Genomic DNA, 26,853 nt, shown 5'->3' with positions numbered 1-26,853 from the left:
TTCTCTCCTCCTTTCCCTTAAAATTTAAGATTCCAATCAATCTGCAAAAGCTGCTCGGGAACATAAGTATTACCAGTTTTTTGCAAATCCTTGGTGTAATAATAATCTATCCCTAAACTTGTATTCTTACCTAATCCATAGGAAAAGATTGCCTCATAACCCTTCATCCGCGTCCTCCCGCTATAGCGGTCAGAATCCGGGAAAATATCTAACCAAGAATCTTTCTCTAATTTGGTATACAAAGCAGTTACCTGCCATTCTCCTTTATCCCTGATTCTTTCTGCCCCAAATTTCAATCCAAACGCGTAACCTTGATTATTATCCTCCGGGTCAGGATTGTTTACATATTCTCCAAAAAAAGCTAAGGAAGGAAAAAATCCCCAAAAGGGTTCTTTGATTCTTAATTCCACTGCCGGACTCCACACATTGTAGTCATATTTGTACATACTCCCCACCAAGGTGTTAGTGGCTTGATGTGTATATTTAGTTTTATTCTTAACACTATTAAAATAATAGAAGCTAAGAGCAGATTTAAGGTTAAGATTATCGTTGATTCTCCAGTCTAAACCTGGCTGAAACGCAAGCATAAAAGGGTCAGAGGTATCCGAGGACGATTCGCTCAAAACATAAACCATATTATTCATAAAAAACTCTACCCCGGAATTGACTTTATAACCAAGTCTTATTGCTCCTCCATCAGGATTAATATCTGTATCCCAGAGTAAATCTGAAGGCTCCCAGAGCGCATTTTTAATCTTTCCCGCACTCAAAGTTAGCCAACTAAAGGGATAATACTCGGCATAAGCATAGTCTAAACCTATATCCTTAAATGTTCCGGGATTGCCCGCGGCTTCATCTCTCCCCTGGCCTAAGGTAACATTGGTCGAACGCGGGTCATTTGATTTTCCCATGGTAGCCAAACCTAATGCCACTTTCATCTGTTCATTAACCATAGCATCCGCACCTAATCTCAGTCTAATTCTTTCCCGGTGCCTATCCTCTTGACCTTTCTTATCGGTGAACTGATAACGGGCACGAAAATCACCCTTTAGTTTAATCGTCTGGAGCCAAGTGGGAAGGGTCTCGTGTTTTCCCATGGCAATCTCTTTTTTGATTTCTTCTTTTGTCTCCACGATAATCTCCTGAGCTTCGCCAGGGGTCAAAATCCCTTTTTCCACCAATTTCTGCACCAAGATATCAATTTCTCCTGCAAATAAATTAGAAACTACCCAAACAAAGGCTACACTTGAAACTCCTAACAACCAGAAAAATTTTTTCATTTCACTCTCCTCCTTTCGTTTAAAAGATATTTGCGTGCTTTATAGCTAAATTCCCATCTTTTTTGCTTGTCTCTCACCTCCTTTCTTTTGGGAAATTCTACACTACCGCCTTTACAACACGGTTGCATCTTTGTGAATTTTTGGTGAACTTTATCTGGCTCTTTTTCTCCATTATCAATATCTAATTGGTTGAACAAATCAGTTATAAACTCATAGTTCCTCTTGGCCTTTACCAAACGTAGAGAAAAAAGAACTATTCCTAAAATTAAAAGACCCAAAAATATCACTAAAATATCTTTTATCATCTTTTCTATTTGGGAGAAATTATAAAAACCTAATATGACAGAAAAGTTAAGGAAAAGAAAAATTTAAGTGAAATTAAAATAAAGGGAAATTATGCTTTGGGAAGGGTAAAAGAAAAAGTGGAACCTTTACCAAATTCCGATTTAGCAAAAACTTCTCCTTGGTGGGCTTGCACAATATGTTTCACAATAGATAGTCCCAGACCTGTTCCGCCTAATTCGCGTGAACGTGCCTTATCCACGCGATAGAATCTTTCAAATAGGCGAAGGAGGTCCTTCTCGGGAATGCCGATGCCTGTATCCTTAATATTTACTTCCATAAAATTATCTTTTTCCAGAACAGAAATCTCTATTTTACCTCTATCTACATTATATTTAATAGCATTATCTAAAAGATTAAGCATAACTTGGGTAATTCTTGCCTCATCTGCTAATACCGGGGATAAATTTTCTGGCAAATTTAATTCAACAGTAATATTTCTATTATTCAATTGCTCATCCATTATTCTTAGCGAGTGTTTTATAATTTTAGCTAAATCAACCTTTGAAAAATGCATCTTTAGTTTACCCGATTCTATCCGCGAAAGGTCTAAGAGGTCGTCAATCAGACGGGAAAGACGTTCTGCGTCCCGATAAATAATCTCTAAAAACTCTTTGGCGTTTTTTTTATCTTCCAACGCACCCTCTAAAAGCGTTTCCGCATATCCCTTTATACTCGTTAAAGGGGTGCGCAATTCATGAGATACGTTAGCAACAAAATCCTGTCTTATTTTCTCTAAGCGCTTCAGTTCTGTAATATCATGAAAAACAATAACTACTCCCTCTATCTCTCCATTTTTTATAATTGGAGTTCCATTGATACGCACTATTTTCTCTTGAGGAAAATTTACTTCTATCTCATCACTCAAAAATCTATGCCCTTCTTTTAAGATACCGTCGGTTATTTTCTGAACTTTATTGTTGCGGATTAACTCCAACGGCCTTTTTCCCATAATCTGAGCATCTAAACAAAACATCTTTCTTAGACTATCGTTAACCAAAACTACCTCTCCCTTTTTATCCATCACCATTAAACCTTCAACTATGCTGGAAAGCACTGTTTTTAATTTTGCCTCCTCGGAACTGATATAAGCAATCTTATTCCTTATCTCTTCTGACATCTGTTGCAGAGATTTAGCCAACTCGCCTATCTCATCGTGTGCATAGAATAGCGGTTGGTGAGGATAATTACCTTTGGCTATTTCTTTTGCTAGATTAGACATACGTAAAATGGGGCGGGAGACCATTTTGGCTAAGAGAAAACTAAATAGCGCAGATAAAATAAATACGAGGAAAATGGATAATAAGACTATTTTCTTTAAATTGGCCTCTAATAACTCTACCTCTAATACAGGTAGCGATAGTCTAACTATGCCGTAGGGTTCGGGCTTACCGAAAGGCATAGCTACATAAAGCATATCCTTGCCAAGCGTAGAACTGAATCTTTTGCTCTGGCCAAATCCCTCTTTAATTGCCGACTGAATCTCTGGCCGGCTAAGATGACTTTCTACTTCTTCCAACTCTTTCTTATTTAGTTCGGAATCTCCCAGAACAACCCCTTTTAAATCCACAAGGGTCACCCTCAACTCCAAGAGCTTACCTATCTCATCTGCCAAACTATCCCAATCTAAGGTCTCTTGTTTTTCTATAAGATTAGTTTCTATTAATTTTTTACTCAAAAATAACTCTTTTTTCAAATTATCTTGAAGGCGATTCTCCAAAAAGACGCTAAGATTTTTATTAAGATAAAAATAAGTTATAAAAAGTATAAGGGTTATTAAAAAGAAAAAAACAAAAGTTAATTTCCAATGGACATTAATTCTCATCTTCTTCCTTAAACCGATAACCAAGTCCAATTACTGTTTCAATTAATTTCCCGAGTTTTCCTAATTTCTGACGTAAACGTTTTATGTGTGTATCTACGGTGCGTGTATTTACTTGGGTATAAATACCCCAGACATCAGAAAGAAGGAGTTCTCTTGATTGGACCCTACCGCGCCTTTCCATAAGTGTAGCTAAGAGTTTAAATTCTAAAGCAGTAAGCTCAACTTCTCTATCATTTATAAAAACTTTGTGCCGAGGAATATCCACTAATAAATTTCCACTCTGAAGAATTTCTTTTTTATCCTCTTCTTTTTTACCCCGGCGTAACACCGCTTTTATCCTCATAATTAACTCCCGCGGACTAAAAGGTTTAACCATGTAGTCGTCTGCTCCCAACTGAAATCCCACCACTTTATCAACTTCTTCGCCCTTAGCGGTAAGCATAATAACAGGAATACTTTTTAATTTTTTCTCTTCCTTTATCAAACGACACAACTCAAATCCGTCCATATCCGGAAGCATAATGTCGAGAATGATTAAATCTATAGCAAATCTCTTCAGGGTCTCTAAAGCCTCTTCTGCCTTTAAAGCAGTAAAACAATTAAATCCTTCTTTCTCTAAATTATATTTAATAAGTTTAGAAATATTTTTGTCATCTTCGATGATTAAAATTCTTTCTTTCATCTCTTAATTTCCTCTTATGGGAATACCTCTTTTCTTTAAATAATCTTTTGCTTGGGAAATGGAATATTCTCCGTAATGGAATATGGAAGCAGCTAAAACCGCATCTACAAAAGCGAATTTAAACGCCTCAAAAAGATGCTTTAAGTTCCCTGCTCCACCAGAAGCAATCACGGGAATTCTAACCGCTTCAACAACTTTCCTGGTCAATTCTAAGTCATATCCTAATTTTGTCCCATCCCTATCCATACTGGTTAAGAGAATTTCTCCTGCTCCTAAATCATAAACACGCTTTGCCCACTCTATAACATCAAGACCAGTAGGGGTTCTGCCTCCATGAATATACACTTCCCACTTTAATTTTGGATTTCGGGATTCACCGCCTAACTTTGTTGGGCACGCCTTATCTCGCAAGGGTGAGGATTTCATTTTTCTCTTAGCATCTATCGCTACCACAATACACTGACTACCAAATTCCTTCGCTGCTTCTTTAACCAACTTGGGGTTTTTTACTGCAAAAGTATTTACAGAAACCTTATCTGCTCCTGAAGAAAGCAAGAGGCGAATGTCCTCCAAATTTCTTATTCCTCCTCCCACTGCAAGAGGAATAAAAATCGCCTCCGCAGTTTTCTTTATCACCTCAATGATGGGAGAGCGTTTTTCAAAACTGGCAGTAATGTCCAAAAAAACCAACTCATCCGCTCCTTCTTTATCGTAAATCTTTGCCTGCTCCACAGGGTCTCCGGCATCGCGTAAATTAACAAAATTTATCCCTTTTACTACGCGACCATCTTTAACATCCAGACAGGGAATAATTCTTCTTGCTAACATAACCGGTCCTTTCTTTTGTACGCGTGGCTCGTTTTGTTCGTTTAACTAAATAGATTATCCCTCACGAGAGTAACGAACATAACGATTAAACGAAATTAACTAATTAAACAAAATTAACAAAATTTTTAATTATCTTTAACCCCCATTCTTGACTCTTTTCCGGATGAAATTGCACTCCCCAAATATTCTCTTTTTGTATTACTGAAGGAAATCCTATCCCATAGTCTGTGGTCGCTACGATTACCTTCTTATCCTCAGGCACCACATAATAGGAATGAACAAAATAAAAATAAGAACCATCTGGGATTCCTTTTAAAATCTTGTTTCGGATTTCGGATTTCGGATTTCGGATTTTTACTTGATTCCATCCCATATGGGGAATTTTAAAATTTTCTGGGAAACGTTTTACAAATCCCTTGATGATATCTAGACCCTTGTGTTTCCCATGTTCCTCGCTATAACTAAGTAAAAGTTGCATTCCTAAACAGATTCCCAAAAAAGGTTTCCTTTTATTTATCTCATCCTTTAGAACTGAGATAATTCCCAATTCTTTAAGATGCTTCATTCCCTGCCCAAAAGCTCCTACTCCTGGTAAGACTATCGCTTTTGCTTCTTTTAAATCTTTAATTTTAGAAGTAACTAACACTCCTGCGCCTACTTTTTCAAAAGCTTTAGCTACGCTTCTCAAATTGCCCATTCTATAATTGATAATCGCAACCATTTTAGAATTATCTTAACAAAACAACTCTTTTTCTGCAAGTTTGATTTATCTTGACAAACAGTAAAGGAAGATTTAGACTAAAAATGATAATGAAGAAGTTAAATTTTATCTTAATCATCTTGCTTATCAGCGCTATTATTTTTGTGCTAAGGTTGCCCAAAAAGGAAAAAAAATATATTTCCCTTGAGAGAGAAATTCCCGTAATCCAAAATACGCGTGAAGAACCTACTCCTATTCTTTCACCCAGCACTTCTTCAGAACCTACAAAACCAGAAGAGAAAGTAGAAATGCGAGTAAATTTTTATGCTCTTGACCCCGAAAAAGCAACCAAGGGTGAGTTTTTAGGAACCGCGGAGTTAAGAGGAGGTAAACTGGTAATCAATGTCACTGACCCGAAACTAAAAGAAATCTTAGAAAAACCCTACTCTACGCTGGGAGGAGAGGTTAAAGAGGAAGTAGCGATAGACTATGCAGTAACCTATCAACCCGGAACCGTAGAGCACTTACGGGCGATTGCTATCGAATGCTGGCAATTCAGCTACATCGGAGAAATTGTAGAGTAAGCTACACCAACCCCTGCTCTATCATCGCATCTGCTACTTTTACAAAACCAGCAATATTAGCACCCTTTACATAGTTGATGTAGTTACCTTCTTTTCCGTATTTCACACACTGTTCATGGATAGCAATCATTATTTCCTGAAGTTTTTTATCAACCTCTTCGCGTGTCCAAGAAAGTCTTATACTATTCTGCGTCATTTCTAATCCCGAGGTAGCTACTCCTCCCGCATTAGCCGCTTTACCCGGAGCGTATAGAATTTTTGCCTTTTGAAAAACATCAATGCCTTGGGGTGTTGTGGGCATATTTGCTCCCTCGGCTACTAAGAAGCAACCATTCTTAACCAAAGTTTTTGCCTCTTCTCCGCTTATTTCGTTCTGCGTAGCAGAGGGAAAGGCAATATCACATTTTATCCCCCAAGGTTTTTGATTTTCGAAATATTTGCATTTAAATTTCTGCGCATATTCTTTGATTCTTCCACGTTTTATATTCTTAAGTTCAAAAATAAAATCTAATTTTTTCTTATCAATCCCTTTCTCATCATAAATAAATCCATTGGAATCCGACATGGTTACTACTTTGGCTCCTAACTGGATAAGTTTTTCTGCAGTATACTGCGCAACATTGCCTGAACCCGAAATAGCGCAAACCTTACCCTTTAATGCTTCCTTACGTGTTTTCAACATCTCCTGGGCAAAATATACACAACCGTATCCTGTTGCTTCGGGTCTAATTAAACTCCCTCCCCATTTAAGACCTTTACCGGTAAAAACCCCTGTAAACTCATTACGCAGTTTTTTATACTGCCCAAACATATAGCCAATTTCACGCAAACCTACGCCGATATCACCTGCAGGAACATCGGTATCAGGACCGATGTGTCTGAACAACTCGTTCATAAAACTTTGACAAAACTTCATCACTTCATTGTCAGACTTTCCTTTGGGGTCAAAATCAGAACCCCCCTTGCCACCTCCCATGGGAAGAGTAGTCAGGGCATTTTTGAAGACCTGTTCAAAGGCCAGAAATTTAAGAATACTTAAATTAACTGTGGGATGAAAACGTATCCCTCCTTTATAAGGACCAATTGCACTATTCATCTCTACACGGTATCCACGATTTACTTGAATTTCTCCCTTATCATCCAACCAAGGTACACGGAAAATAATTATTCGCTCTGCTTCGACCATTCTTTCCAAGATTTTGTATTCTTTGTATTTAGGATTTTTGTCTATGTAATCTATCACTGATTCCACTACTTCTCTTACCGCCTGATGAAATTCCGGTTCCTGAGGATTATTATTGATTACCTTTGCCATAAAATCTTCTACATACTTAGACATCTTATCCCTCCTTATTTTGTTTTTTATTAGATTCTCTATTATATCCTAAATTTCAGTTCTGTCAAATCAATCCTGGAAAAAATTAGGGGAAAAGGAGATTAATTATAGAAGCGCTTGCCTTCTTTGCCATACCCATTGCTTCAATTACTGTCCCTTCTCCGCCTACAATATCTCCACCAGCAAAAACATTCTTTAACGAAGTTTCCATCGTCTCCGGATTAACAATGATATCGCCATACTTATCAACCTTAAGCTCAGGAGTAACCCTAGTAAGCAACTGATTTGCCCTTAAGCCCACAGCCACGATTACTAAATCCGTTTCCAAAAGAAAATCACTTCCTGGAACAGGAATAGATTTTGGTCTTCCAGAATCATCAGGTTCTCCTAACTTGCACTCTAAACAAACAAGCCCTTTAAGAAACCCTTGTTTATCAGAAACAAATTCCTGCGGCTGGACTAAAAATTTAAATTTAACTCCCTCTTCTTGAGCATGAGCAATCTCTAAACGCCTTGCAGGCATCTCACTCTCTGTACGTCGATAAAGTATCGTAACATCGGGTTTAATTCTATTCATTACCTGAAGTCTTAAAGCAGACCTTGCCGCATCCATTGCCGTATTTCCTCCACCAATTACTATAATTCTCTCTCCTATATTTAGAGGCGTATGATAATCGGGAAATTTGTAAGCAAACATAAGGTTAACGCGGGTTAAAAACTCATTTGCCGAGTAGATGTTGCAGAGATTTTCTCCTTTAATTCCTAAAAAAGTAGGGATTCCTGCACCCAAACCTAAAAAAATAGCGGAATAACCCTCTTTAAAAAGTTCATCTACGGTTTTTAATTTCCCAATGACAAAATTAGTCATTATTTCTACTCCTAACTCTCTCAGGTAATTTATCTCGCTATCTAAAATCTCTTGAGGTAAACGAAAATTAGGTATTCCGTAACGCAAAACACCTCCTGGTTTGTGTAAACTTTCATAGATATCTACTGCAATTCCACGACGCGCAAGCTCTCCCGCACAACATAGCCCTGCAGGCCCGGAACCCACAACTGCCACTCTTTTATCTCTAAATTTCAAGTTTAAATTCTTTATTCCCTTTACCTTCGGATTTAGAGCTTCGGATTTAGAATTTATATTTATCATTCCCCAATCTCCCACAAATCTCTCCAAGAAATGAATATTTATCGCTTCAAAAGAGGCAAAAATAGAACCTCGTTTAGTCAAAACACAAGCTTTTCTACACTGATATTCTGCAGGGCAAACCCTTCCACAGATAGAGGGAAAATTATTTTTTTCTCTAATTGTACAATATGCACCTTCGTAATCTTTTTGGGCAATCTGATTAATAAATTTCTTTATATCTATTCCTACAGGACACCCCAGGATACAGGTAGGATTTTTGCACTGTAAACACCTTTTTGCTTCAAGAATTGCCTCTTCTTCAGTATAACCCAAAACCACCTCTTTAAAACTTTTGGTTCTTTCCTCAATATTAATTTCTTTTACTTTAACTGGCTCTTTTCTCATCGGTTGTATAGTTTGCAAATATGAGTTTCTTTATCCTGATACATCTTTGTTCTTTTCCCTAATTCCTCCCAATCTATACTTTGGGCTTCAAACTCTGGCCCATCAATGCAACTAAATTTTGTCTTTCCATCAACGGTTACTCTACAGCATCCGCACATTCCTGTAGCATCGACCATTAAAGCATTCAAAGAAACAATGGCTTTTATTCCCCTATCTTTAGCAATTTGAGAAACCCCTTTCATCATAGGAACAGGACCGACCGCATAGATTAATTCTATAGCATTCAGCGCATAGTGTATAGTTAATAATTCTTGCAAAACATCGGTAACAAATCCTTTTCTACCATAAGAACCATCATCGGTAGTAACATACAATTCCTGAGATACTTGTTTTAGTTCTTTTTCTAAAATCAATAAATCTTTGGTTCTTGCACCTAATATGGTAATAAGATGATTGTTTTCCTTTCTCAAAGCCTTGGCTACCGGATAAATTTCCGCAATTCCCACCCCTCCTCCAACCAAAGCTACTTTTCCATAATTCTTTATCTCTGTATAATTTCCTAATGGTCCTACCAAAGCATATAAAAAATCCCCTTCTTTCAAACTTCCTAAAGACCGTGTGGTAAACCCTGCTTCTTGGAAAATTAAGGTAATTGTCCCTCTTTCTTCATCTTTATCTACTACTGTCAGAGGAATGCGCTCTCCTTTCTCGGAAACCATTAACACTACAAATTGCCCCGGGAGAGTTTTTTTTGCAATTAGAGGAGACTTTAACTCCAGTTGGACGATACGTGTTCCTAAACTATAAGCAATTATCTTCTTGCAAATTATCTCTACCATCTAACTATTCCCCAATAAAAAACAAAAAGGCGTCTTCTTTTGCTACAGAGACGCCTTTGTCTTTTGGTTTTAAAATTTTAGCAAAAATTCCAAAGTTGTCAAGCCTATCTTTATAAAGCTACCTCCCCCTACCGCGCATACGACTTTCTTTCTGTTTTATGCGCCGTGCAGCAGAAGGTTTTTCATAACGTGAAGCTCTTTTATAGTTTTGAATAATCCTCTCCTCTTGACATTTTTTGCGAAAAGCTCGGATTGCTCCTTCAATAGACTGCCCTGGTCTTACTACTACCTTTGCCATAATAATCACCTCATTTCTTTCTTAAGTTTACTGTAAATAAAATATCCTGTCAATAAAATTTATTGTCTCAGTATTCTCAACTCTAGTTCATAAAGAGCAATTTCTTCTCTAATCCCTTGAATCTTGGTATTAATTTCTTCTTTCTCTTTCTCTAAGACGCTAATCTCCCTTTCCCAATCTGTTTTATCTTTAAGGACAATGCTTGTCTCTTGAGACTTTCTCATTAAGTTTTTTGTATTTTTAAGCATATTCTCTATAGTAGAAAGTCTCTTCATTAAAGAAGAAAGGCTCTGATTAAGTTCTTTTATTTTGTCCTTTATCCCATTCATTCCGGGATCAAGCCCTTTTCTAACCTCAATAATTTCTTTTTCAATCTCTTTCTTCTTATCTCTAAACTGACCTCTAATTACCTCTATTTGCTTATCTGTCTCTAACTTTTCCAAAGTAATCTTATGCTCTAAAACCATAACCTTTTCTGCGATATTTCTCTTTTGGGATAGAAGTGTTTTGAACTGAGGGTCAAAATTTTCTACTTTTTTAATATCCTCTTCCGTTATCTTCAAGGCGCAAGAAAAATTCATAAAAGCAAATAACAAAAATATTGCTCCCCAAAAAATATTCTTTCCTATCGTCTGTTTATTCATATTATATATCCTACTAAATAGCAAAACGAAAGTCAATTATGTCTCCATCATTAACAATATAATCTTTTGATTCCAGATGGACTAACCCCTTTGCTCTGGCTTCGCTGAAAGAAAAACCTACCTCTACGAAGTCTTTATAGTTTATAACCTCTGCTTTTATAAAACCCTTTTCTATATCTGAATGAATCTTCCCTGCTGCCTTGATGGCAGGAGTGTTTTTCTCAATAAGCCATGCCTTTGCCTCTTCTCCTTTCACTGTAAAAAAACTTACTAAGTTTAAAAAACTCAGACAGGCAGAAAGGAAGCGTTCTTTTATCAAATCTTTAAAGCCAAAAGTTTCCAAAAAAACAAAGCGTTCTTTTTCTTCCATTTCGTTCAACTCGTTCTCAATTTTCAATGAGGTAAGAATAAAATTATACCCCTCTTGAGTAAAGGACTTACCTATTTCTTCTATCTCTGTTAAGCCCATTCTTTCATCTACGTTTAGAACAAAAAATATGGGTTTCTGGCTCAAAAATTTAAAACCACACAGCTGCTTCTCTTCTCCCGCTTCAAGTCGCACATTCCTTAACGCCTTATTATCTTCCAGATGCTGGCTAAGCTTTCTTAAAACTTCCAATTCTTTTTCTTCTTTTTTACCTTTTTTAATATCTTGCTCAATCCTATCCATTCTTTTCTGAATAACTTCCAGATCTTTCAAGATTAATTCTTCCTCAATACCTTTCGCATCCTTTAAAGGATTAAAAGAGATTGCGCCGGGATACTCAAAACATCTTACAACCACTACAAAACCATCGGCTTCTCGTAAGAAAGAAGAGTCAAAACAATTCTTCTTATTCTGTTCGTACAAAGCCAAATCGATGATCCCTATTTCAGAAAAAGTTATTTTCTTTGAGCCAACCTTCTTTGCAAGATTATAGAGACGCTCGTCTTCCAATTTTATTGTTCCTAAATGGAGCGTTATCCCTTCAGGCATATGCTCTCCTTTCTTAAAAGAAACACCACCCAATAAAGTATTGAAAAGTAACGTTTTCCCACTTAAGGGCGGACCTATAATGCCTATTTTCAAATCTTCACCTCTTTCAAAATACAAAAAGGGAGAGCTCTCGCTCTCCCTTTCTTCTATAAATAATAAATTTTCTCTACCAAGTTTTTGTTTTAGTCTTTTCTAACCAATCCTGAAGAAATCTGGCTGCCATTTCTTTACAACCCAAACCGAAAGCCAGACCTACCGCCAGTCCAATAGAACCTAAAAGGATAGTTACCAAAGAACTGATTATTCTGGTTCCGATATTTAGTTGCTCCGCAGCAATAGCTATTGAGAAAATGATAATGGCAATTTGGGTGAGTTGCCCTAATAATCTGGCTTGACTAATTCCCGCATTTGTAGAAGCGGTGCGTACACTGGTATTCATAAAAGTGGCAAAAAATATTCCCACAACCAGAATAAATATGGAGGCGACCACTTTCGGGATATAGAGGACTATTTTGCTAAAAAGGTCCTGCGCTACCGTAAGTCCCAAGACGTTTATCACCGTTATGCCCACGGCAATAAGCATAAACCAATAAACAAGAATTCCCAAAAGCTCAGAGAGGGTATGTTTTATTTCCCCTTTAGAGAGAAACCGGTGAATTCCACAGCGCTCTGCTAAAACATCAAGTCTTGCTAGCTTAAGCCCACGGGTAATAAGCCTCTGAATAAACTTAGCGAGAAGCCAACCTACAATAAGTACTACTAAAACTTTTACCAAGGTAGGCAGAAAACCAAAAAACCGTGCAAGCATTTCTTTAAACGGATCTACCAAAAGTTCTTTCCAGTTCATTTTACTTCACCTCCTTTTTCCCTTTTAAAAGGAATTAATCTATATAAACGGGCCCTGCTTATGCCGCCCGGGAAAGGGAATTTTCTTCTTTCTTTGTTTCTAAGAAATCAAAAAAGAATTGTTTTTGCAAGGTCTCCTGTTTGTATTTCAGTCTACCAAAAAAAGGGATGTTTGTAAAGTATTTTCTTGTCCCGGTAAGATAACTAGTGGAATCTTCAAAATAAGTAAATACCTTGCCTTCGTAATTACGCAAGATAAATTGGTTTTTAGCCTGAGATATAATATAGTTAGGTGCCACAGGAATTTTCCCGCCTCCCCCTGGAGCATCTACAACATAAGTAGGCACTGCATAACCCGTAGTATGCCCCCTCAACTTTTCTATAATATTTATCCCTACCGAAACAGGCGTGCGGAAGTGACTTGTACCGCGGGCGAGGTCGCATTGATAGATGTAATAAGGCCGGACCCTAATCTTTAAAAGTTCGTGCATTAGTTTTTTCATGATATAGGGACGGTCATTTATTCCCTTAAGAAGCACCGTCTGACTACCTAAAGGAATTCCGTTATCAGTAAGCATATCACAAGCAATCTTACACCTCTTAGTTATTTCCTTGGGGTGATTGAAATGAAGACTTATCCAAATAGGTGCATAACGTTTTAACATGGAAACTAACTCAGAATTAACACGCATGGGCAAGGTTACGGGCACACGTGTTCCAATGCGTAAAAATTCTACATGAGGTATGGCACGGATATTCTTAATAATTTCCTCTAACTTTTCATCGGAAAGTATTAAGGGGTCGCCACCGGAAATAAGCACATCGCGAACTTTTTTGTTGGAACGGATATAATCATATGCCTGGACAAGGTGGTTTGGGGCAAGGCAAGATTCTTTTTCTCCTACCATCCTCCGTCTGGTACAATGACGGCAATACATCGCACAATGTTCAGTAACTAATAAAAGGACTCGGTCAGGATAGCGGTGGACGAGGCCCGGAACAGGAGAAGATTTGTCCTCTCCGCAAGGGTCAAGCATATCATAAGAACTAATAAAAGTTTCATCAAGTAAAGGAACTGCCTGTCTTCGGATAGGGCAATTTGGTCTCAGAGGGTCCATAAGGCTCGCAAAATAAGGAGTAATGGCCATAGCAAGCCTTCCCCGTGAAACCTTTATTCCTTCTTCCTCCTCCGGAACAACTTGAATAACCTGCCGTAATTCATTTAAGGTGGTAATCCGATTCTTTAACTGCCAATGCCAATCTTCCCACTCCTCTTCAGAGACATCTTGCCATAGACTGGTCACTCTATTGCTATAAATAAGCGTATTCAAATGAACCTCCCTCCTTTCATTTCTTTCCCCTGTTCAACTTTCCATTTACTCTTTTTACTGCCGATTCTAATATTTTATTAATCAACTGGTTATAATTTATTCCCGCGGTCCTTGCCATCAAAGGTAAATTACTCTCCAGGGGATCTAGCCCCGGTAGAGGATTTATCTCCAAAAGATACGGCCTGTTTTTTTTATCTAACCTAAAATCTATACGACAGAAATCGTAACATCCCAAAGCCTTGTAAGCTTTCAAAGCTAAATGAGAAATTTCTGCTGCTGTATCAGGTTTTAATCTTGCGGGACAGTAAAAAGTGGGAGTAAGATGTTGTTCTTGGTTTCCTTGAAACTCTTTCATCCTCCAAGAATAAAAAAATTCTCCTGAACCACGACAGGAACTAAAATCGATCTCAAGGATAGGAAGAACTAATGGGCTATCATTACCAATAATTCCTACAGTTAGTTCTTTACCAACAATAAATTCTTCAACTAATACTGACTGTTTATAATTGCACATTACCCTTTTTATCTTCTCTAAAAGGTTCTTTCTATCATAGACAACCGAATCTCGATAAATACCTTTGGCAGAACCTTCCGCATTAGGCTTAACAATCAAAGGAAAACGAAGAGCGGAATCTAACTTTTCTCTTCCGGTAACAAAGAGTTGAAATTTTGGAGTAGGGATGCCTTCTGCAAGACACAGTTTCTTAGTATAGGCTTTATCCAAGGCAACTGCCATAGCCAAGACGTTTGAACCGGTATAGGGAATTCTAAGGAAATCGAGAATAGCGGGAATTTGAGATTCTCGACTGGAATAACCATTTATGCCCTCGGCAATATTAAAAACAAAATCTATCTTCTCTCTATTTCTTAAAAGATAAGCGATTAGTTGGTTGTTAGCCTCTACCAAATTAACCTTGTGTCCCTTTTTCCTTAAAGCCTCGGCAATAGAACCTACTGTTTTATATGAATCGAATTCAGAATAAAAATCAGGAGGGACTCCTTTAGAAAGATTCTTTCTCTTAAGATTATAAACAAGAAGAATATTCATAAAAGTCCATACCTTTCTAAAGCACAGTTAAGAATTTGGTTAATCATATCTTTGTATTTCATACCAACCTGCCTTCCTACAATAGGAAATACATCCGCTAAAGAAAGACTGGGAAGAGGATTTATTTCTAATACAAACGGTTCGTCGTTTTCATTAACCCTTATATCCACCCTCCCAAAGTCTCGACACTCCACTGCTCGATAAACTTCTATCGCTAAATCCCCGATTCGCTTAAGCAATCGTTGAGAAATTTTTGCAGGGCAGATGTATTTTAAGGAACGTGAACGAATGTGTCCAAAAGTATAGAATCTCTCTCCCAAGTTGAGTCTTCCATCAATACTTATTTGCACCGGCGGGAGGGCTTTAGGAGGATTGTTTCCTAAGACCACCACTGTGAACTCCTTGCCTTTTATAAACTCTTCTGCTATTGCAGGTTGGCGGTATGCCTTTATTATCCAATTTGCTCTCTCACGCAAACTCCTTACATCTCTAACCATGGAATCGAAAGAAAGCCCTTTGCTCGAACCCTCGTAACGTGGTTTAACAATAAGCGGAAAATTGAGATTAAATTTTCCTATAGTATCGGGTTGGGAAATTTCTAAGAAGCGGGGGGTAGGAATACCTTCGGCAATAAAAATTTTTTTTGCAAAAAGTTTATCCAAAGTAAGGGCTAAAGTTAATCCGTCCGAACCAACGAAGGGAATACCTTTTAGTTCTAAGATTACAGGAACCTGCGATTCTCTATTTCTCCCCTGAATGCCTTCCGCGATATTAAAAACGATATCTGCTTTTATCTTGTCTAATTTTCTAAGAAGATTACAAACATTTCCAATTTTTACTACCTTGTGCCCTCCTTTTGCCAAAGCGCTCTCTATCGCATCGATTGTCTGCCAATGGTCGAATTCAGCATTGGCATCAGGAGGGTCGTCTTCCTTAAAAACGTATTCCTGTTTTAAATCATAAGTTAATCCTACAACCTTCCCCATTTTATTTCCTTCTTTTGATTCTTTTGGCAAAAAAAAAGAGGCTCTCTTTTTTGCCTCTTAAAATAAATACAATTTATCCAATTTTAATTAACTACAACCTCCTTTACTTTTAAGGATTTCTGTTAATATTTTATGATAATTAAAACTTATGTCAAGAAAATTTTTAATTTTTATCAAACAATTCTAAATCATCATTTACATTTTATAAGCAAGAATAAAAATTTAACAAAAAAAATTCAACGTATTTTTACAACATCTCCTGCAAAAACTCTTTCTATAAATCCTGAATCCTTCCTCACTAAAAGGGCGCCTTCTCTATCGAGGTCAATTGCTTCTCCTTCTATGGCCTTTTGCTGGGAAATTATTTTTATCCGATGGCCAAGGATACAAGAATATTTCTTCCACTCTTCAGCCAGTGGAGAAAAGCCCTTCTCTTTAAATAAAAAATAGTATCTTTCTATTTTACGCAAAATTTCTTTCAATAACTCAATGCGTGAAAATTTTTCCCTTCTTTCCTCTTTTAAAGAACTTGCCTGTGTAGGAAGAAGGTGTTTTTCAGTATTCACATTTATGCCTATTCCTAGAACAATAAACTTAATTTTCTCGGTTTCTGCCCCCATTTCCGCCATTTCCGTAAGAATCCCCCCTACCTTTTTCCCACTAATTAAAATATCATTTGGCCATTTAATTAAGCATTCTAAACCCGTAATGTTAGATATGGCCTCTCTCACCGCTACCGCAGAAAGGATAGTTAACTGTGGAGCTTGATTAGGAGAGATTTGTGGTTTCAAAAGAATAGAAAAATATAATCCTTTATATTTTGGGGAAAACCACTCTCTGCCTCTTCTTCCCCTGCCTTTCTTCTGAGTTTCACTACAAACAACTGTTCCTTCGGGAAAGTTCCTTATTCCTAATTCATGGGTAAAATCCATAGTGGAATCCAAAACCTCAAATGAGAAAATCTTCTTTCCCATAAGTTTTGTCCCTAAATCCCAAGTAATCTCCTCGGGTAATAACTTATCTGGAGGGCTTATCAAGCGATATCCCAAATGTGGTAAGGCTTCTATATCGTAACCAAGATTTCTCAGACTCTCTATTTGTTTCCAAACTTCCGCTCGGGTAATTCCTGTAAGTTTACTTAATTCTTCTCCTGAGATATAATCTTTACTTTTGCGTAGAAAACTGATAATCTTTTCTTGCATCTGTTTGTAATTATTTAACTAAGTTTTTTCTCTCTAAATATACCCATAAAATAGAAATTGCAGAAGGATTAACTCCGGATATTCTCGAGGCTTGCCCCAGGGTTAAGGGCTTAAATTTATTAAGTTTCTCTTTTACTTCACTTGAAAGAGCAGGAATTTTTGCATATTCAAATCCCGAAGGAATTTTAATTCTTTCTATCTTTTGCATCCGGCGCACTTCTTCCTTCTGGCGATTAATATAGCCTTCGTACTTTATTTCAATTTCTATCTCAGAAAAAGCATTTTCGGAAATAACTTTCTCAAGATTCATATCAAGTTCTTTAAAATGAGCACAATTAATCCCTGGTCTTTTTAGCAATTGGGCAAAACTAATGGCTTTTTTTAATTCAGGAATACCAAAATTTTTAAATAAACGATTAACCTCTGGACTTGGTTTAAGTTTTTTCTTCTTAAGTAATTCTATCCCTTTATGAATCGCCTCTTTTTTCTCTTTAACTTTGCCAAATGTCTCTTTTCTAATTAAGCCAAGTTTATGGCCAAACTCACTTAAACGAATATCCGCATTACCCTCACGTAAAATGAGCCTATACTCGCAACGAGAGGTAAACATTCGATACGGCTCGTTTGTTCCCTTGGTTACTAAATCATCAATTAAAACCCCAATGTATGCCTGGTCACGTCCAAGAATGAATGGCTCTTCTCCCCCTACTTTCTTAACCGCATTAATACCTGCAATTAAACCTTGACTGGCTGCCTCTTCGTAACCAGTGGTTCCATTGATTTGCCCTGCTAAAAATAGATTCTTGATTAATTTCGATTCTAATGTTGGGTAAAGCTGGGTGGGATAAACATAATCATACTCAATCCCATAACCAAATTTGGTTATCTCTGCCTTTTCCATTCCTGGGATTGTTTGAATAAACTCTCTTTGCACTTCTTTCGGCAAAAAAGTGAATAATCCATTGGTATAATACTCTTCACTATCTAAACCCTCGGGTTCAACAAATATCTGGTGTCTTTCTCGCTCAGAAAAACGCAACACTTTCTCTTCGATAGAAGGACAATACCGGGGATTTACTCCTTGACTTATAATATGTAAAAGTTTTTTGTCTCTTAAGGCTTTTAAGATAATGCGATGGGTCTTTTTATTTGTGTAAGTCAAATAACATGGTTTTTGAGGTAATTGTGCACCCAGTGTAAAAAAAGAAAAGGGCCTCCTAACATCGTCTCCTTCTTGAACAATCATTTTAGAAAAATCTATTGTCTTACCATCCAAACGAGCGGTAGTGCATGTTTTTAACCGGCCCATTCCTAAACCCAGACTTCTAAGCGCTTGAGCTAACCTTATGCTTGGAGGTTCATTTATTCTTCCTGCAGGATAACTATCTAAACCGATATAGATAACTCCATTTAAAAAAGTTCCTGTAGAAATAACCACCGCTTTTGCATATATTGTCTCATTAAGCATCTCCACACCCAAAATTTTGTTATGCTCTATTATTAAACCCACCACTTCTCCCTCTTTAACCACAAGGTTTTCTTGATTAAGTACCGTGCTTTCCATATATTTTTGATACAACCTTCTATCTACTTGGCAACGAGAAGACCAAACCGCGGGCCCCTTGGATGTGTTAAGCATCCGAAATTGAATTCCTGTATTATCTGCTGCTTTTGCCATCTCCCCACCCAACGCATCTATCTCTTTTACTAACTGCCCTTTACCCACTCCGCCAATTGCGGGATTGCAGGACATTAAACCAATCGTTTCCTTTTTTAAAGTAATAAGTAAAACGCTACGCCCCATTCTACTTGCTGCTAAAGAGGCTTCAATACCCGCATGTCCTGCGCCAATTACAATTATGTCAAATTTATTCATATCAACAAAAACAAAATGCCCACTTTTTATTCTGTGGGCTGGATATAATCTCTTCTAAAACTATTACCTTTTTTTCATCTTGTAACTAAGTAAAATAACCTCAGCTACTTCGCGCATGGTCCGACGATTGTCCATCGCAAATTTCTGTATTTTACGATAAGCATCTTCTTCAGAAAGTTTTTCTTCTTTCATTAAAACTCCCTTTGCTCGCTCAATAAATTTACGTGCTTCTAATTCTTCGCGGATAACTTTCGATTCCACTATCAAACAAGCATTCTCAATAACAATTGCTGCCTGATTAGCTACCGTCATCAGAATATCAACCTCTTCCTTGCTAAAACGGTGAAGGTTTGCAGTATATATATTAAGCACACCAATTACTCTCCCTTTAACCTTTAACGGAACGCTAAGGAGAGAACAGAGCCCCTCTTTCTTAGCAATCGATTGATTTACATAACGTGGATCTTTACGTACATCTAAAACTATAATCGGCCGTCCTTCTTGTGCTACCCTACCCGCAATCCCCTCTCCCAATTTCAGATTTTGTTTTTTGTTATAGGCTTCAGAAATTGACTGCGTAGCCTTAACGACCAGTTCTTTTTTCTTTTCATCTAAGAGAAAAAGGGAACAAATTTTAGAATCCATTACCTGCGCAGTAACATTAACAATTAATTTTAAAATATCTTCTAAATATAAATCTGAGGTAATGGCTTCACTAATTTTTGATAATGCCTTAAGTTGTTTAACAAACAAGGGTTTTTTTTCTTTCATATAGCTACAATAGAAATATTTGCTTTGTTTGCTTCTTCAATTGCTCTTTCCTGATCAATAAAAAGCACCTGGTTTGCTTCGATAGCCAAAACTCTTGCCTTAGCCTCTTCCATTATTTTAATGGTATTCAATCCTATCACTGGCAAATCAAACCTCCTATCCTGTTCTACACGAGAAACCTTTATTACTACTGTCCCTTCTCCGCCCAACAAAGCCCCTCTCTTTATTGTCTCGTCTGTCCCTTCTATCGCTTCTACTGCCAACACGGCCTTATTTTTCACTACTACAGTCATACCGATATCAACCCGCGCTATTTCTTTAGCTATATCCCAACCAAATTTTATATCCTCCCATTCTAAAGAATTGGGGATGCGTTCGGTGAGACATCCTTTGGAGGGTAAAAGATCCTCCAGAAAAGAAGCAGAATCTAAGAGTTCTATCCCTTCTCTCTTTAACTGTTGTGCAAAAGCATTTAATATAGACATGTCTTTTTTGTCCCTTAAAGAATCAATGAGCTCTAAAACGGCTTTATCAATATGGACATCGTTTCTGAAAAGAAGAGTTTTCTTAATGCCTCCTGCCATGATTGCTTCTTTAATACCTGCGCGTTTTAATATGCCTACCAATTTCCCCCATTCTCCAACTTCTAACCAGTGAGTCTCAGAAACATAATTTACTATCTCTGGTAAAGTTTCACCCTTTATGCCTATAGCAACAATAGTAAACCCCTGTTCTCTTGCCTTTTCTGCAAGAAGCAAGGGATAACGCGACCTTCCGGCAATCAATCCGATTTTTCTCATTTTTTCCATCTTAGTTATCAGTAACTTAACTTCTTGAAAGAATAATCCTAACGACAGACTCCACGTTGAGAATTTTTCACAAAATCTATAAGGTGCTTTATCTCTTCATTGGGAGCCAATCTTTTCTTGATTTCCTCCAGGGCATGGGAAGTGGATAGGCCTGATTGAAAAAGAAGTTTCAATGCGGTTTTTAAACTATTCCTCACTTCAGGTTTCATTCCTGCCCTTCTTAGCCCTACTACGTTTAATCCATAAAACCTTGCCGGATGACCATCGCAAATAGAAAAGGGAGGAATATCCTGAATTACTTTTGAACAACCACCAATAATCGCAAGTTTTCCCACACGCACAAATTGATGAATTGCTACCATCCCTCCAACCACTACCTTATCTTCAATAGTCACATGTCCTGCCAAGGTCCCTACATTGGCAATAATTACGCCGTTGCCAATACGGCAGTCATGTGCAATGTGCGAGTAAGCCATAATAAGATTGTTATTACCAATTACCGTTTTCCCCGTAGCCTTGGTCCCTAGATTAATGGTGACATATTCGCGGATAATATTATTATCGCCTATTTCCAGAAAAGTTTTTTCTCCTTTAAACTTCAAATCCTGAGGAATGCTGCCAATTACCGCTCCCGTAAAAATACGACAATTCTTACCAATTTTTGTATTTCCTTCAATTACGCAAGATGTTCCTACAACGGTATTGTCATCAATGATAACATCGGGACCAATAAAAGAGTAAGCTCCTACACTAACTGTTTTAGCTAAGCGCGCTCCGGGGGAAACTATTGCGGTAGAATGGATATTAACCATTTCCAATAAAAAAATTGATTACAATGTACTATCACTGTAATCATTATGTATCCCAAAATATATCGTTTCAAGCATCTACCAAGGCAAACATCAAATCAGCCTCCGCTACAATCTTAGAATCCACGAATGCCTTGGTATGGACTTGACCTGTTTTAGATTTTAATCGAACCACCTCTACTTCTAAATGCAATTGGTCTCCCGGAAGAACAGTACGTCTAAACTTTACATTGTCTATGCTCATAAAATAAGCAAGTTTCCCTTGATTCTCTTTCTTAGAAAGCATAAGCACCCCTGCAACCTGGGCCATCGCCTCTACAATAAGCACTCCTGGCATTACCGGCCTTCCTGGAAAGTGCCCTTGAAAGTAGTAATCGTCGATGGTCACATTCTTTATACCCACCGCCCGTTTGTCCTCCTGGATTTCTATTATCTTATCTACAAAAAGGAAAGGATAGCGATGAGGCAAAATTTTTTGGATATCATTTATATCTAAATAGGCTTTCTCTAATTCAAAATTTGTAGAAACAGATTTTATTGCTCCTTCAACAAGACGAATTCGCTGCTGTTCAATTTTTTGCAACACTTTTATATTGAGGGGATGCCCACTCTTTATGGCAATTACATGCCCCTTCAAAGAGTATCCCAAGAGATAAAGGTCTCCAATCAAATCGAGAACCTTGTGACGTGCAAATTCGTCTTCAAAACGCAATCTGTTTTTCAATATTCCTTTCTCTCCCACCACTACGGTATTCTCATAATTAGCACCCAAACCTAACCCTTGATTTTTTAAAACTTCCACTTCTTCCTTAAGACAAAATGTTCTCGCAGGAGCAATCTCTTTCATAAAGATATCTCTATTGACCACAAAATTTAAATACTGAGGTCTTAAATAGGGATGGTGGTCATAAGAAAGAAGATAGGAAATTTTAAATTCTTGGCTGGGTAAAATTACTATACTGGAATCTCCTTCACTAATCCAAATAGGGTCTCTAATCTGAAAAAGCTTTCGTAAAGCATTCTGCGTTTCTATGCGGGCATTTTCCAAAACCTCCAGAAAAGGGAACGCACTGCCATCCATCCCCGGAACTTCCGGTCCATCAATCTCTATCAAGATATTATCGATATTAAGAATAGAGAGAACTGCCATCAAATGTTCAATAGTATGGACTTCTCCGCCATTGCTCCCTATAGAAGTCCGGCGTGGACTCTTGTTTATATCGATTATATTATTCATCGTGGCTTGAATAAAAGGCTTGCCTGGCAGGTCTATACGCTTAAAAACTATTCCTGCGTCCGGTAAAGAAGGTTTAAATTTAATTCTTACTTCTTCTCCGGTGTGTAAACCCGTTCCTTTCAATTCCACCTCTTTACCGATTGTCTTTTGATACTCCATTATCTATATTCTCCTTTACCGTCAGGTTGGACAACTCTTGAGATAAATCTTGTAATTTATTCTTTAATTCCGCAACCGTTTCAAACAATTTAGGTAATCTCTGAATACAGGCATTTATCCTTTTCGCCAAACTGTGTGGCTTAGCAGGATAACCTGAAACGCAAGTGTTGGGAGGAACCGATTTGGTAACCCCTGCTTGGGCAGCGATTACTGCATTATCCCCTATCGTAATATGTCCTACTATGCCCGACTGACCTGCTAAAGTAACTCCTTTACCAATTACCGTACTTCCGGAAATACCTGTTTGAGCAACAATAATTGAATTCTCTCCAATTTCTACATTGTGAGCAATCTGTACAAGATTATCAATCTTCGTCCCCTTGCCAATAAATGTCCTGCCAAAACGAGCACGATCAATTGTTACATTCGCACCAATTTCCACATCATCCTCTATCACCACCGTTCCAATCTGTGGAATTTTATGATGCACACCTTTAACCGTAGCGAAACCAAATCCATCACTACCTATTACTGTTCCACTATGAATACAAACCCTGTTTCCAATCGTAACCCTCTCTCTTATAGAAACGTGTGAATGTATTAAACAATCAAAACCAATCTTTGTATAATGCCCAACATAAGCATAGGGATAAATCACCGTATTGTCTCCCAGCTCTACCTTATCCTCAATTACCGCATAGGCATGTATAGAAACATTCTTGCCAATCTTCACATCTTTACCGATAACTGCAGTGGGATGAATACCTTTGGGATGATGCACCTCATTTGGGGCAAAAAGTGAAACCATTTTTACAAAGGCAAGGGAGGGGTTCTCGGTGCGGACAATTGGCTTAGGTGCAGATTTGACTTCGCGTGAAGTAATTATGGCAGAGGCGTGTGTTTGATTCATCAAAGAGAGATATCTTGAATTTGCTACGAAAGTAATATCTCCTTCCTTTGCTTCCTTTATCCCGCATATTCCCGTAATAATAGTATTAGGGTCTCCAACTACCTCTCCTTCAATAATCGCCGCTATCTCAGCAAGTGTCTTTCTCATTTCTTCTCTTTAGCAGATGACTTCTTCTTATCGTACTGCTCGTTAAGAATCTTTATCACTCTTCCCGTAAGGTCAAGAGATTCATCTCTATAGAGAAGCAAGCGTTCATTAACAATAACGGTATATCCTTCTTTCTTCCCTAATTCCTGTATTACTCCGTCTATCTCTTTCAATATTTCCCTTACAATACCATCTCTTTCTTTACGGAGGTCCTCCCGGGTTGTGCGGTCATATCCCTGTAGATTTTTTATCTTCTCATCCAAAAGTTTTTGTTTATCGGGTTTTACTTTATCCGAAGCAAGGTCTAATTCTTCTTTAATTTTTTTGATTTCATTAACCATCTTTTCCCGTTGTGCCTCTTTCTCACTGCCTTTCTTCTCCAGAATCTGATCTTCCTCTTTTGTGCGGTTATATTCATCAAAAACCCGCGAAACATCAATATAACCTATTTTTAAATCTGCTGCATAACATAAAGAAACTCCCAGAAGCACAACGCTTGCTAAAAATAAAATATTTTTCCTCATCTCTTTCTCCTCTCAATTAAAACCGCTGACCCATGCTAAAATGGAATCGTCCACTCTTCCTTTCCCCAACTTCGGTCTCCAAAGGATATCCGAAATCCAATTTTATGGGGCCTATGGGGGTTTTTATACGAAGCCCCGTTCCCACAGAATACTTCATTCCTCCTGAGCCAAAATCATCTGCTTCTTTCCATACATTACCCATATCATAAAAAACCGCTCCTTTGATATTTTCTACAAGGGGAAAAGTAAACTCCATCCCTCCCAATAACATTGCTTCTCCACCAATGGGATCTCCAGTATTGGGGTCTCTTGGACCAACGCGTCTTTCTTTATATCCCCGAATAGTATTAGCACCCCCTGCGAAGAAGCGCTCATAAATAGGGACATAAGTTGAATTCCCAAACTCATCCACTATCCCCGCACGAATTCTCATTTCTAATACTATCTTTTCAAAAGGTGTAAAGTACACACTTCCACTACTAATGTAACGCAAGAAATCTTTGTCTCCTCCAAAAGGCCCTCCCGCACATTCTATGGAACCAGAAATTACATAGCCACTGGTGGGGTCGAATATGTAATCACGGGTGTCTTGGGTGAGACGGAAAAGTACCGCAGAAACCGTGTTGTCCCCTTCTTCTTGTCTCAAGTCACTCGATTCTTCAGCATCAATATCCGAAATTTTTATCTTATCCATCCGATACACTAAATCTCCCCGGGTATAATCTGTAAACTCCTTTCCCAAACGCAGAGCACCTCCTCTTCTTTTTTCATTAAAAGCAAAACCGATGTCGCGTTCCTTATCTCTAGTCCTTTGATAAAGGTCAAAGCCGAAAGAATAAGGATAGCCTAATATCCAAGGTTCAGTGAAACTCAATTCATAATCTTGCCTCACCGTTCCTATTTGAGCTCTTAGTCTCAGAAACTGCCCCGCACCTGTAAAATAAGGGAAGTTAAACAGGTCAAAATTGCGCTGGGTAATTTCAACAAAACCAATGAATTGGTCAACTGAACTATATCCTCCACCAAAACTAAACTCTCCTGTCTTGGTCTCTTTTACCGAAACAACCAAATTCTTTCTATCTGCTGTAGTTCCAGGTTCTATATCGAAGTTTATCTCCTCAAAATACCCCAAATTATTGAGACGCTCTCTGCTTCTCTTTAATTTCTTACCATCAAAACGTTCCCCAGGATGGAGACGTAATTCTCTTCGGATAACCAAATCTCTTGTCCTTACATTCCCCCGAATATCTATCTTTTCTACATAAGCCACATCATGTTCAGTGATGAGGTAATTTATATCTATCTTATCCGTCCCTTCTAATAACCGCGTTTTCACATCTACCTCTGCCTGAATATATCCTTTATCAAAATATAACTCCTGAATACGAACAATATCTTCGCGCAAGCCCTCCTGCCTAAATGGCTTACCTTTAACCATCTTAAGTACTTTTTTTAACTCTTCGGTAGTATATACGCTGTTACCAGCAATAGCTACCTCGTTAGCAAAATATTTTTTACCTTCGTTGATTTTCAAAGTGATGTAAATCCACTGTTTTTCATATCCTACCGAAGAAGTTGCTTCCACATCCATATAACCTGAATTCTGATAAAATACCTTAATTCGCTCAATATCCTCCTCAAGAACCTCGGGCTTAAAAACACCCGACCTAAAGAATCCGGCGGGTTTGGTCTTAACCAGTTTTAGAATCTTTCCTCGTTTATAGGCGTCGTTTCCTTCCACCGAAATCTTTCTAATCCGCGCCCTAAATTGTTCATTAATTACAAACTTAACTTTAGCATAATTTGTTTGAGAATCTACCTCCACCGCATCCGTTACTTCTACCTGAGTATATCCTTTATCTTTATACATCCGTATAATTTCATCCTTATCCTGTTTAATCTGACGGGGATTTAAAAAATCATTTGGTTTGGAACCAACTGCTTTTTCTAATCTCTCTTTCTTAAAAATACGATTACCTTCAAAAACGATACTTTCTACAACCGGACGTTCCTTAACATTAAAAATCACCATCAATCCCTCTGCAGTTTCCCTTAAATCAATTCTTATATCGGAAAAATAACCCGTAGCGTAGAGTCTTTTTAAATCCTCATCCAATTCTTTTTGAGAAAAAGCCTGTCCTACTTTTGATTTTATTTTGGAAAGGATGGTTGAGGAACTGACGGTGATATTACCCAAGACCTGGATAGAACTGATGACCTTGGGTTGATTATCTTCAGCAAAAACAACCTCTTCCTGGAAGAAGGAAAATACAAATAGTATTATGACAAAAAATTTTCTCAATTTATTTATTTAATTTTGTTAAAAGTTT

General features: G+C 37.7%; 26 protein-coding genes. 1 reads left to right on the top strand and 25 read right to left on the bottom strand.

What is annotated here, in order from left to right:
- Positions 1 to 17 precede the first annotated feature (17 nt).
- The 6 genes from NC818_02355 to hisH all read right to left on the bottom strand — a co-directional run bounded on the left by NC818_02355 (position 18) and on the right by hisH (position 5,678).
- Positions 18 to 1,280 carry a putative porin gene (locus tag NC818_02355; protein ID MCM8783607.1) on the bottom strand — a complete coding sequence of 421 codons (1,263 nt, stop codon included), beginning with the start codon at positions 1,278 to 1,280 and terminating at the stop codon, positions 18 to 20.
- Positions 1,277 to 1,585 carry a hypothetical protein gene (locus NC818_02350; protein ID MCM8783606.1) on the bottom strand — a complete coding sequence of 103 codons (309 nt, stop codon included), beginning with the start codon at positions 1,583 to 1,585 and terminating at the stop codon, positions 1,277 to 1,279. Before NC818_02350 ends, NC818_02355 begins: the two co-directional genes overlap by 4 nt.
- 89 nt (positions 1,586 to 1,674) lie before the next feature.
- Entirely contained in the window at positions 1,675 to 3,447 is a 1,773-nt protein-coding gene (locus NC818_02345) for a cell wall metabolism sensor histidine kinase WalK (protein ID MCM8783605.1), read from the bottom strand.
- Positions 3,437 to 4,129, bottom strand: a complete 693-nt coding sequence (locus tag NC818_02340; GenBank protein ID MCM8783604.1) for a response regulator transcription factor — start codon at positions 4,127 to 4,129, stop codon at positions 3,437 to 3,439. The genes NC818_02345 and NC818_02340 overlap by 11 nt, the downstream gene beginning before the upstream one ends.
- A gap of 3 nt (positions 4,130 to 4,132) precedes the next feature.
- Positions 4,133 to 4,957: an imidazole glycerol phosphate synthase subunit HisF gene (gene hisF, locus NC818_02335; protein MCM8783603.1), complete on the bottom strand. Its 825-nt coding sequence runs from the start codon at positions 4,955 to 4,957 to the stop codon at positions 4,133 to 4,135.
- Positions 4,958 to 5,060: 103 nt separating this feature from the next.
- Positions 5,061 to 5,678, bottom strand: a complete 618-nt coding sequence (gene hisH, locus NC818_02330) for an imidazole glycerol phosphate synthase subunit HisH (protein MCM8783602.1) — start codon at positions 5,676 to 5,678, stop codon at positions 5,061 to 5,063.
- A gap of 89 nt (positions 5,679 to 5,767) precedes the next feature.
- Here hisH and NC818_02325 point away from each other — a divergent pair, with 89 nt between their 5' ends.
- Positions 5,768 to 6,241, top strand: coding sequence for a hypothetical protein (locus tag NC818_02325; protein ID MCM8783601.1), 474 nt, complete (start codon positions 5,768 to 5,770; stop codon positions 6,239 to 6,241).
- Between the two features lies 1 nt (position 6,242).
- On the opposite strand, the gene gdhA is transcribed toward NC818_02325, so the two are convergent.
- The 19 genes from gdhA to bamA form a co-directional block, all read right to left on the bottom strand.
- Entirely contained in the window at positions 6,243 to 7,580 is a 1,338-nt protein-coding gene (gdhA, locus tag NC818_02320) for an NADP-specific glutamate dehydrogenase (protein ID MCM8783600.1), read from the bottom strand.
- 82 nt (positions 7,581 to 7,662) lie between these two features.
- On the bottom strand, positions 7,663 to 9,111 hold the full coding sequence (gene gltA, locus NC818_02315; GenBank protein MCM8783599.1) for an NADPH-dependent glutamate synthase: 1,449 nt from the start codon (positions 9,109 to 9,111) through the stop codon (positions 7,663 to 7,665).
- A complete protein-coding gene (locus tag NC818_02310) occupies positions 9,108 to 9,950 on the bottom strand; it encodes a sulfide/dihydroorotate dehydrogenase-like FAD/NAD-binding protein (protein ID MCM8783598.1) in 843 nt (280 codons plus the stop codon). The genes gltA and NC818_02310 overlap by 4 nt, the downstream gene beginning before the upstream one ends.
- Positions 9,951 to 10,068: 118 nt before the next feature.
- Complete coding sequence (gene rpsU, locus NC818_02305) at positions 10,069 to 10,248, bottom strand: 30S ribosomal protein S21 (protein MCM8783597.1); 180 nt, start codon at positions 10,246 to 10,248, stop codon at positions 10,069 to 10,071.
- A gap of 59 nt (positions 10,249 to 10,307) precedes the next feature.
- On the bottom strand, positions 10,308 to 10,892 hold the full coding sequence (locus NC818_02300) for a hypothetical protein (GenBank protein ID MCM8783596.1): 585 nt from the start codon (positions 10,890 to 10,892) through the stop codon (positions 10,308 to 10,310).
- A gap of 13 nt (positions 10,893 to 10,905) precedes the next feature.
- A complete protein-coding gene (locus tag NC818_02295; protein ID MCM8783595.1) occupies positions 10,906 to 11,901 on the bottom strand; it encodes a DUF933 domain-containing protein in 996 nt (331 codons plus the stop codon).
- Between the two features lie 133 nt (positions 11,902 to 12,034).
- On the bottom strand, positions 12,035 to 12,715 hold the full coding sequence (locus NC818_02290) for a hypothetical protein (GenBank protein MCM8783594.1): 681 nt from the start codon (positions 12,713 to 12,715) through the stop codon (positions 12,035 to 12,037).
- Positions 12,716 to 12,773: 58 nt separating this feature from the next.
- The gene (gene ablA / locus NC818_02285; protein ID MCM8783593.1) at positions 12,774 to 14,045 is read right to left on the bottom strand and encodes a lysine 2,3-aminomutase; all 1,272 of its coding nucleotides are present in this window, start codon (positions 14,043 to 14,045) and stop codon (positions 12,774 to 12,776) included.
- 16 nt (positions 14,046 to 14,061) lie between these two features.
- A complete protein-coding gene (locus tag NC818_02280; GenBank protein MCM8783592.1) occupies positions 14,062 to 15,093 on the bottom strand; it encodes an ATP-grasp domain-containing protein in 1,032 nt (343 codons plus the stop codon).
- The gene (locus NC818_02275; GenBank protein ID MCM8783591.1) at positions 15,090 to 16,079 is read right to left on the bottom strand and encodes an ATP-grasp domain-containing protein; all 990 of its coding nucleotides are present in this window, start codon (positions 16,077 to 16,079) and stop codon (positions 15,090 to 15,092) included. Before NC818_02275 ends, NC818_02280 begins: the two co-directional genes overlap by 4 nt.
- Before the next feature lie 236 nt (positions 16,080 to 16,315).
- Complete coding sequence (locus tag NC818_02270; GenBank protein ID MCM8783590.1) at positions 16,316 to 17,281, bottom strand: biotin--[acetyl-CoA-carboxylase] ligase; 966 nt, start codon at positions 17,279 to 17,281, stop codon at positions 16,316 to 16,318.
- A gap of 10 nt (positions 17,282 to 17,291) precedes the next feature.
- Positions 17,292 to 19,157 carry a tRNA uridine-5-carboxymethylaminomethyl(34) synthesis enzyme MnmG gene (gene mnmG / locus NC818_02265; protein MCM8783589.1) on the bottom strand — a complete coding sequence of 622 codons (1,866 nt, stop codon included), beginning with the start codon at positions 19,155 to 19,157 and terminating at the stop codon, positions 17,292 to 17,294.
- Positions 19,158 to 19,220: 63 nt separating this feature from the next.
- Positions 19,221 to 19,928, bottom strand: coding sequence for a GAF and ANTAR domain-containing protein (locus NC818_02260; GenBank protein ID MCM8783588.1), 708 nt, complete (start codon positions 19,926 to 19,928; stop codon positions 19,221 to 19,223).
- Positions 19,925 to 20,728, bottom strand: a complete 804-nt coding sequence (gene lpxI / locus NC818_02255; protein MCM8783587.1) for a UDP-2,3-diacylglucosamine diphosphatase LpxI — start codon at positions 20,726 to 20,728, stop codon at positions 19,925 to 19,927. Before lpxI ends, NC818_02260 begins: the two co-directional genes overlap by 4 nt.
- 47 nt (positions 20,729 to 20,775) lie before the next feature.
- Positions 20,776 to 21,549, bottom strand: a complete 774-nt coding sequence (lpxA, locus tag NC818_02250; GenBank protein MCM8783586.1) for an acyl-ACP--UDP-N-acetylglucosamine O-acyltransferase — start codon at positions 21,547 to 21,549, stop codon at positions 20,776 to 20,778.
- A gap of 67 nt (positions 21,550 to 21,616) precedes the next feature.
- On the bottom strand, positions 21,617 to 22,942 hold the full coding sequence (locus NC818_02245; GenBank protein ID MCM8783585.1) for a bifunctional UDP-3-O-[3-hydroxymyristoyl] N-acetylglucosamine deacetylase/3-hydroxyacyl-ACP dehydratase: 1,326 nt from the start codon (positions 22,940 to 22,942) through the stop codon (positions 21,617 to 21,619).
- The gene (gene lpxD, locus NC818_02240) at positions 22,917 to 23,999 is read right to left on the bottom strand and encodes a UDP-3-O-(3-hydroxymyristoyl)glucosamine N-acyltransferase (protein MCM8783584.1); all 1,083 of its coding nucleotides are present in this window, start codon (positions 23,997 to 23,999) and stop codon (positions 22,917 to 22,919) included. The genes NC818_02245 and lpxD overlap by 26 nt, the downstream gene beginning before the upstream one ends.
- Entirely contained in the window at positions 23,996 to 24,523 is a 528-nt protein-coding gene (locus tag NC818_02235) for an OmpH family outer membrane protein (protein MCM8783583.1), read from the bottom strand. The genes lpxD and NC818_02235 overlap by 4 nt, the downstream gene beginning before the upstream one ends.
- Positions 24,524 to 24,539: 16 nt before the next feature.
- On the bottom strand, positions 24,540 to 26,825 hold the full coding sequence (gene bamA / locus NC818_02230) for an outer membrane protein assembly factor BamA (protein MCM8783582.1): 2,286 nt from the start codon (positions 26,823 to 26,825) through the stop codon (positions 24,540 to 24,542).
- Positions 26,826 to 26,853: the final 28 nt, after the last annotated feature.

The organism is Candidatus Omnitrophota bacterium, from assembly GCA_023819145.1.
GTDB lineage: Bacteria > Omnitrophota > Gorgyraeia > DTHP01 > DTHP01 > JBFWKV01.
The sequence above is the reverse complement of the archived record's forward strand: the minus strand, read 5'-3'. Positions and strand labels throughout refer to the sequence as shown.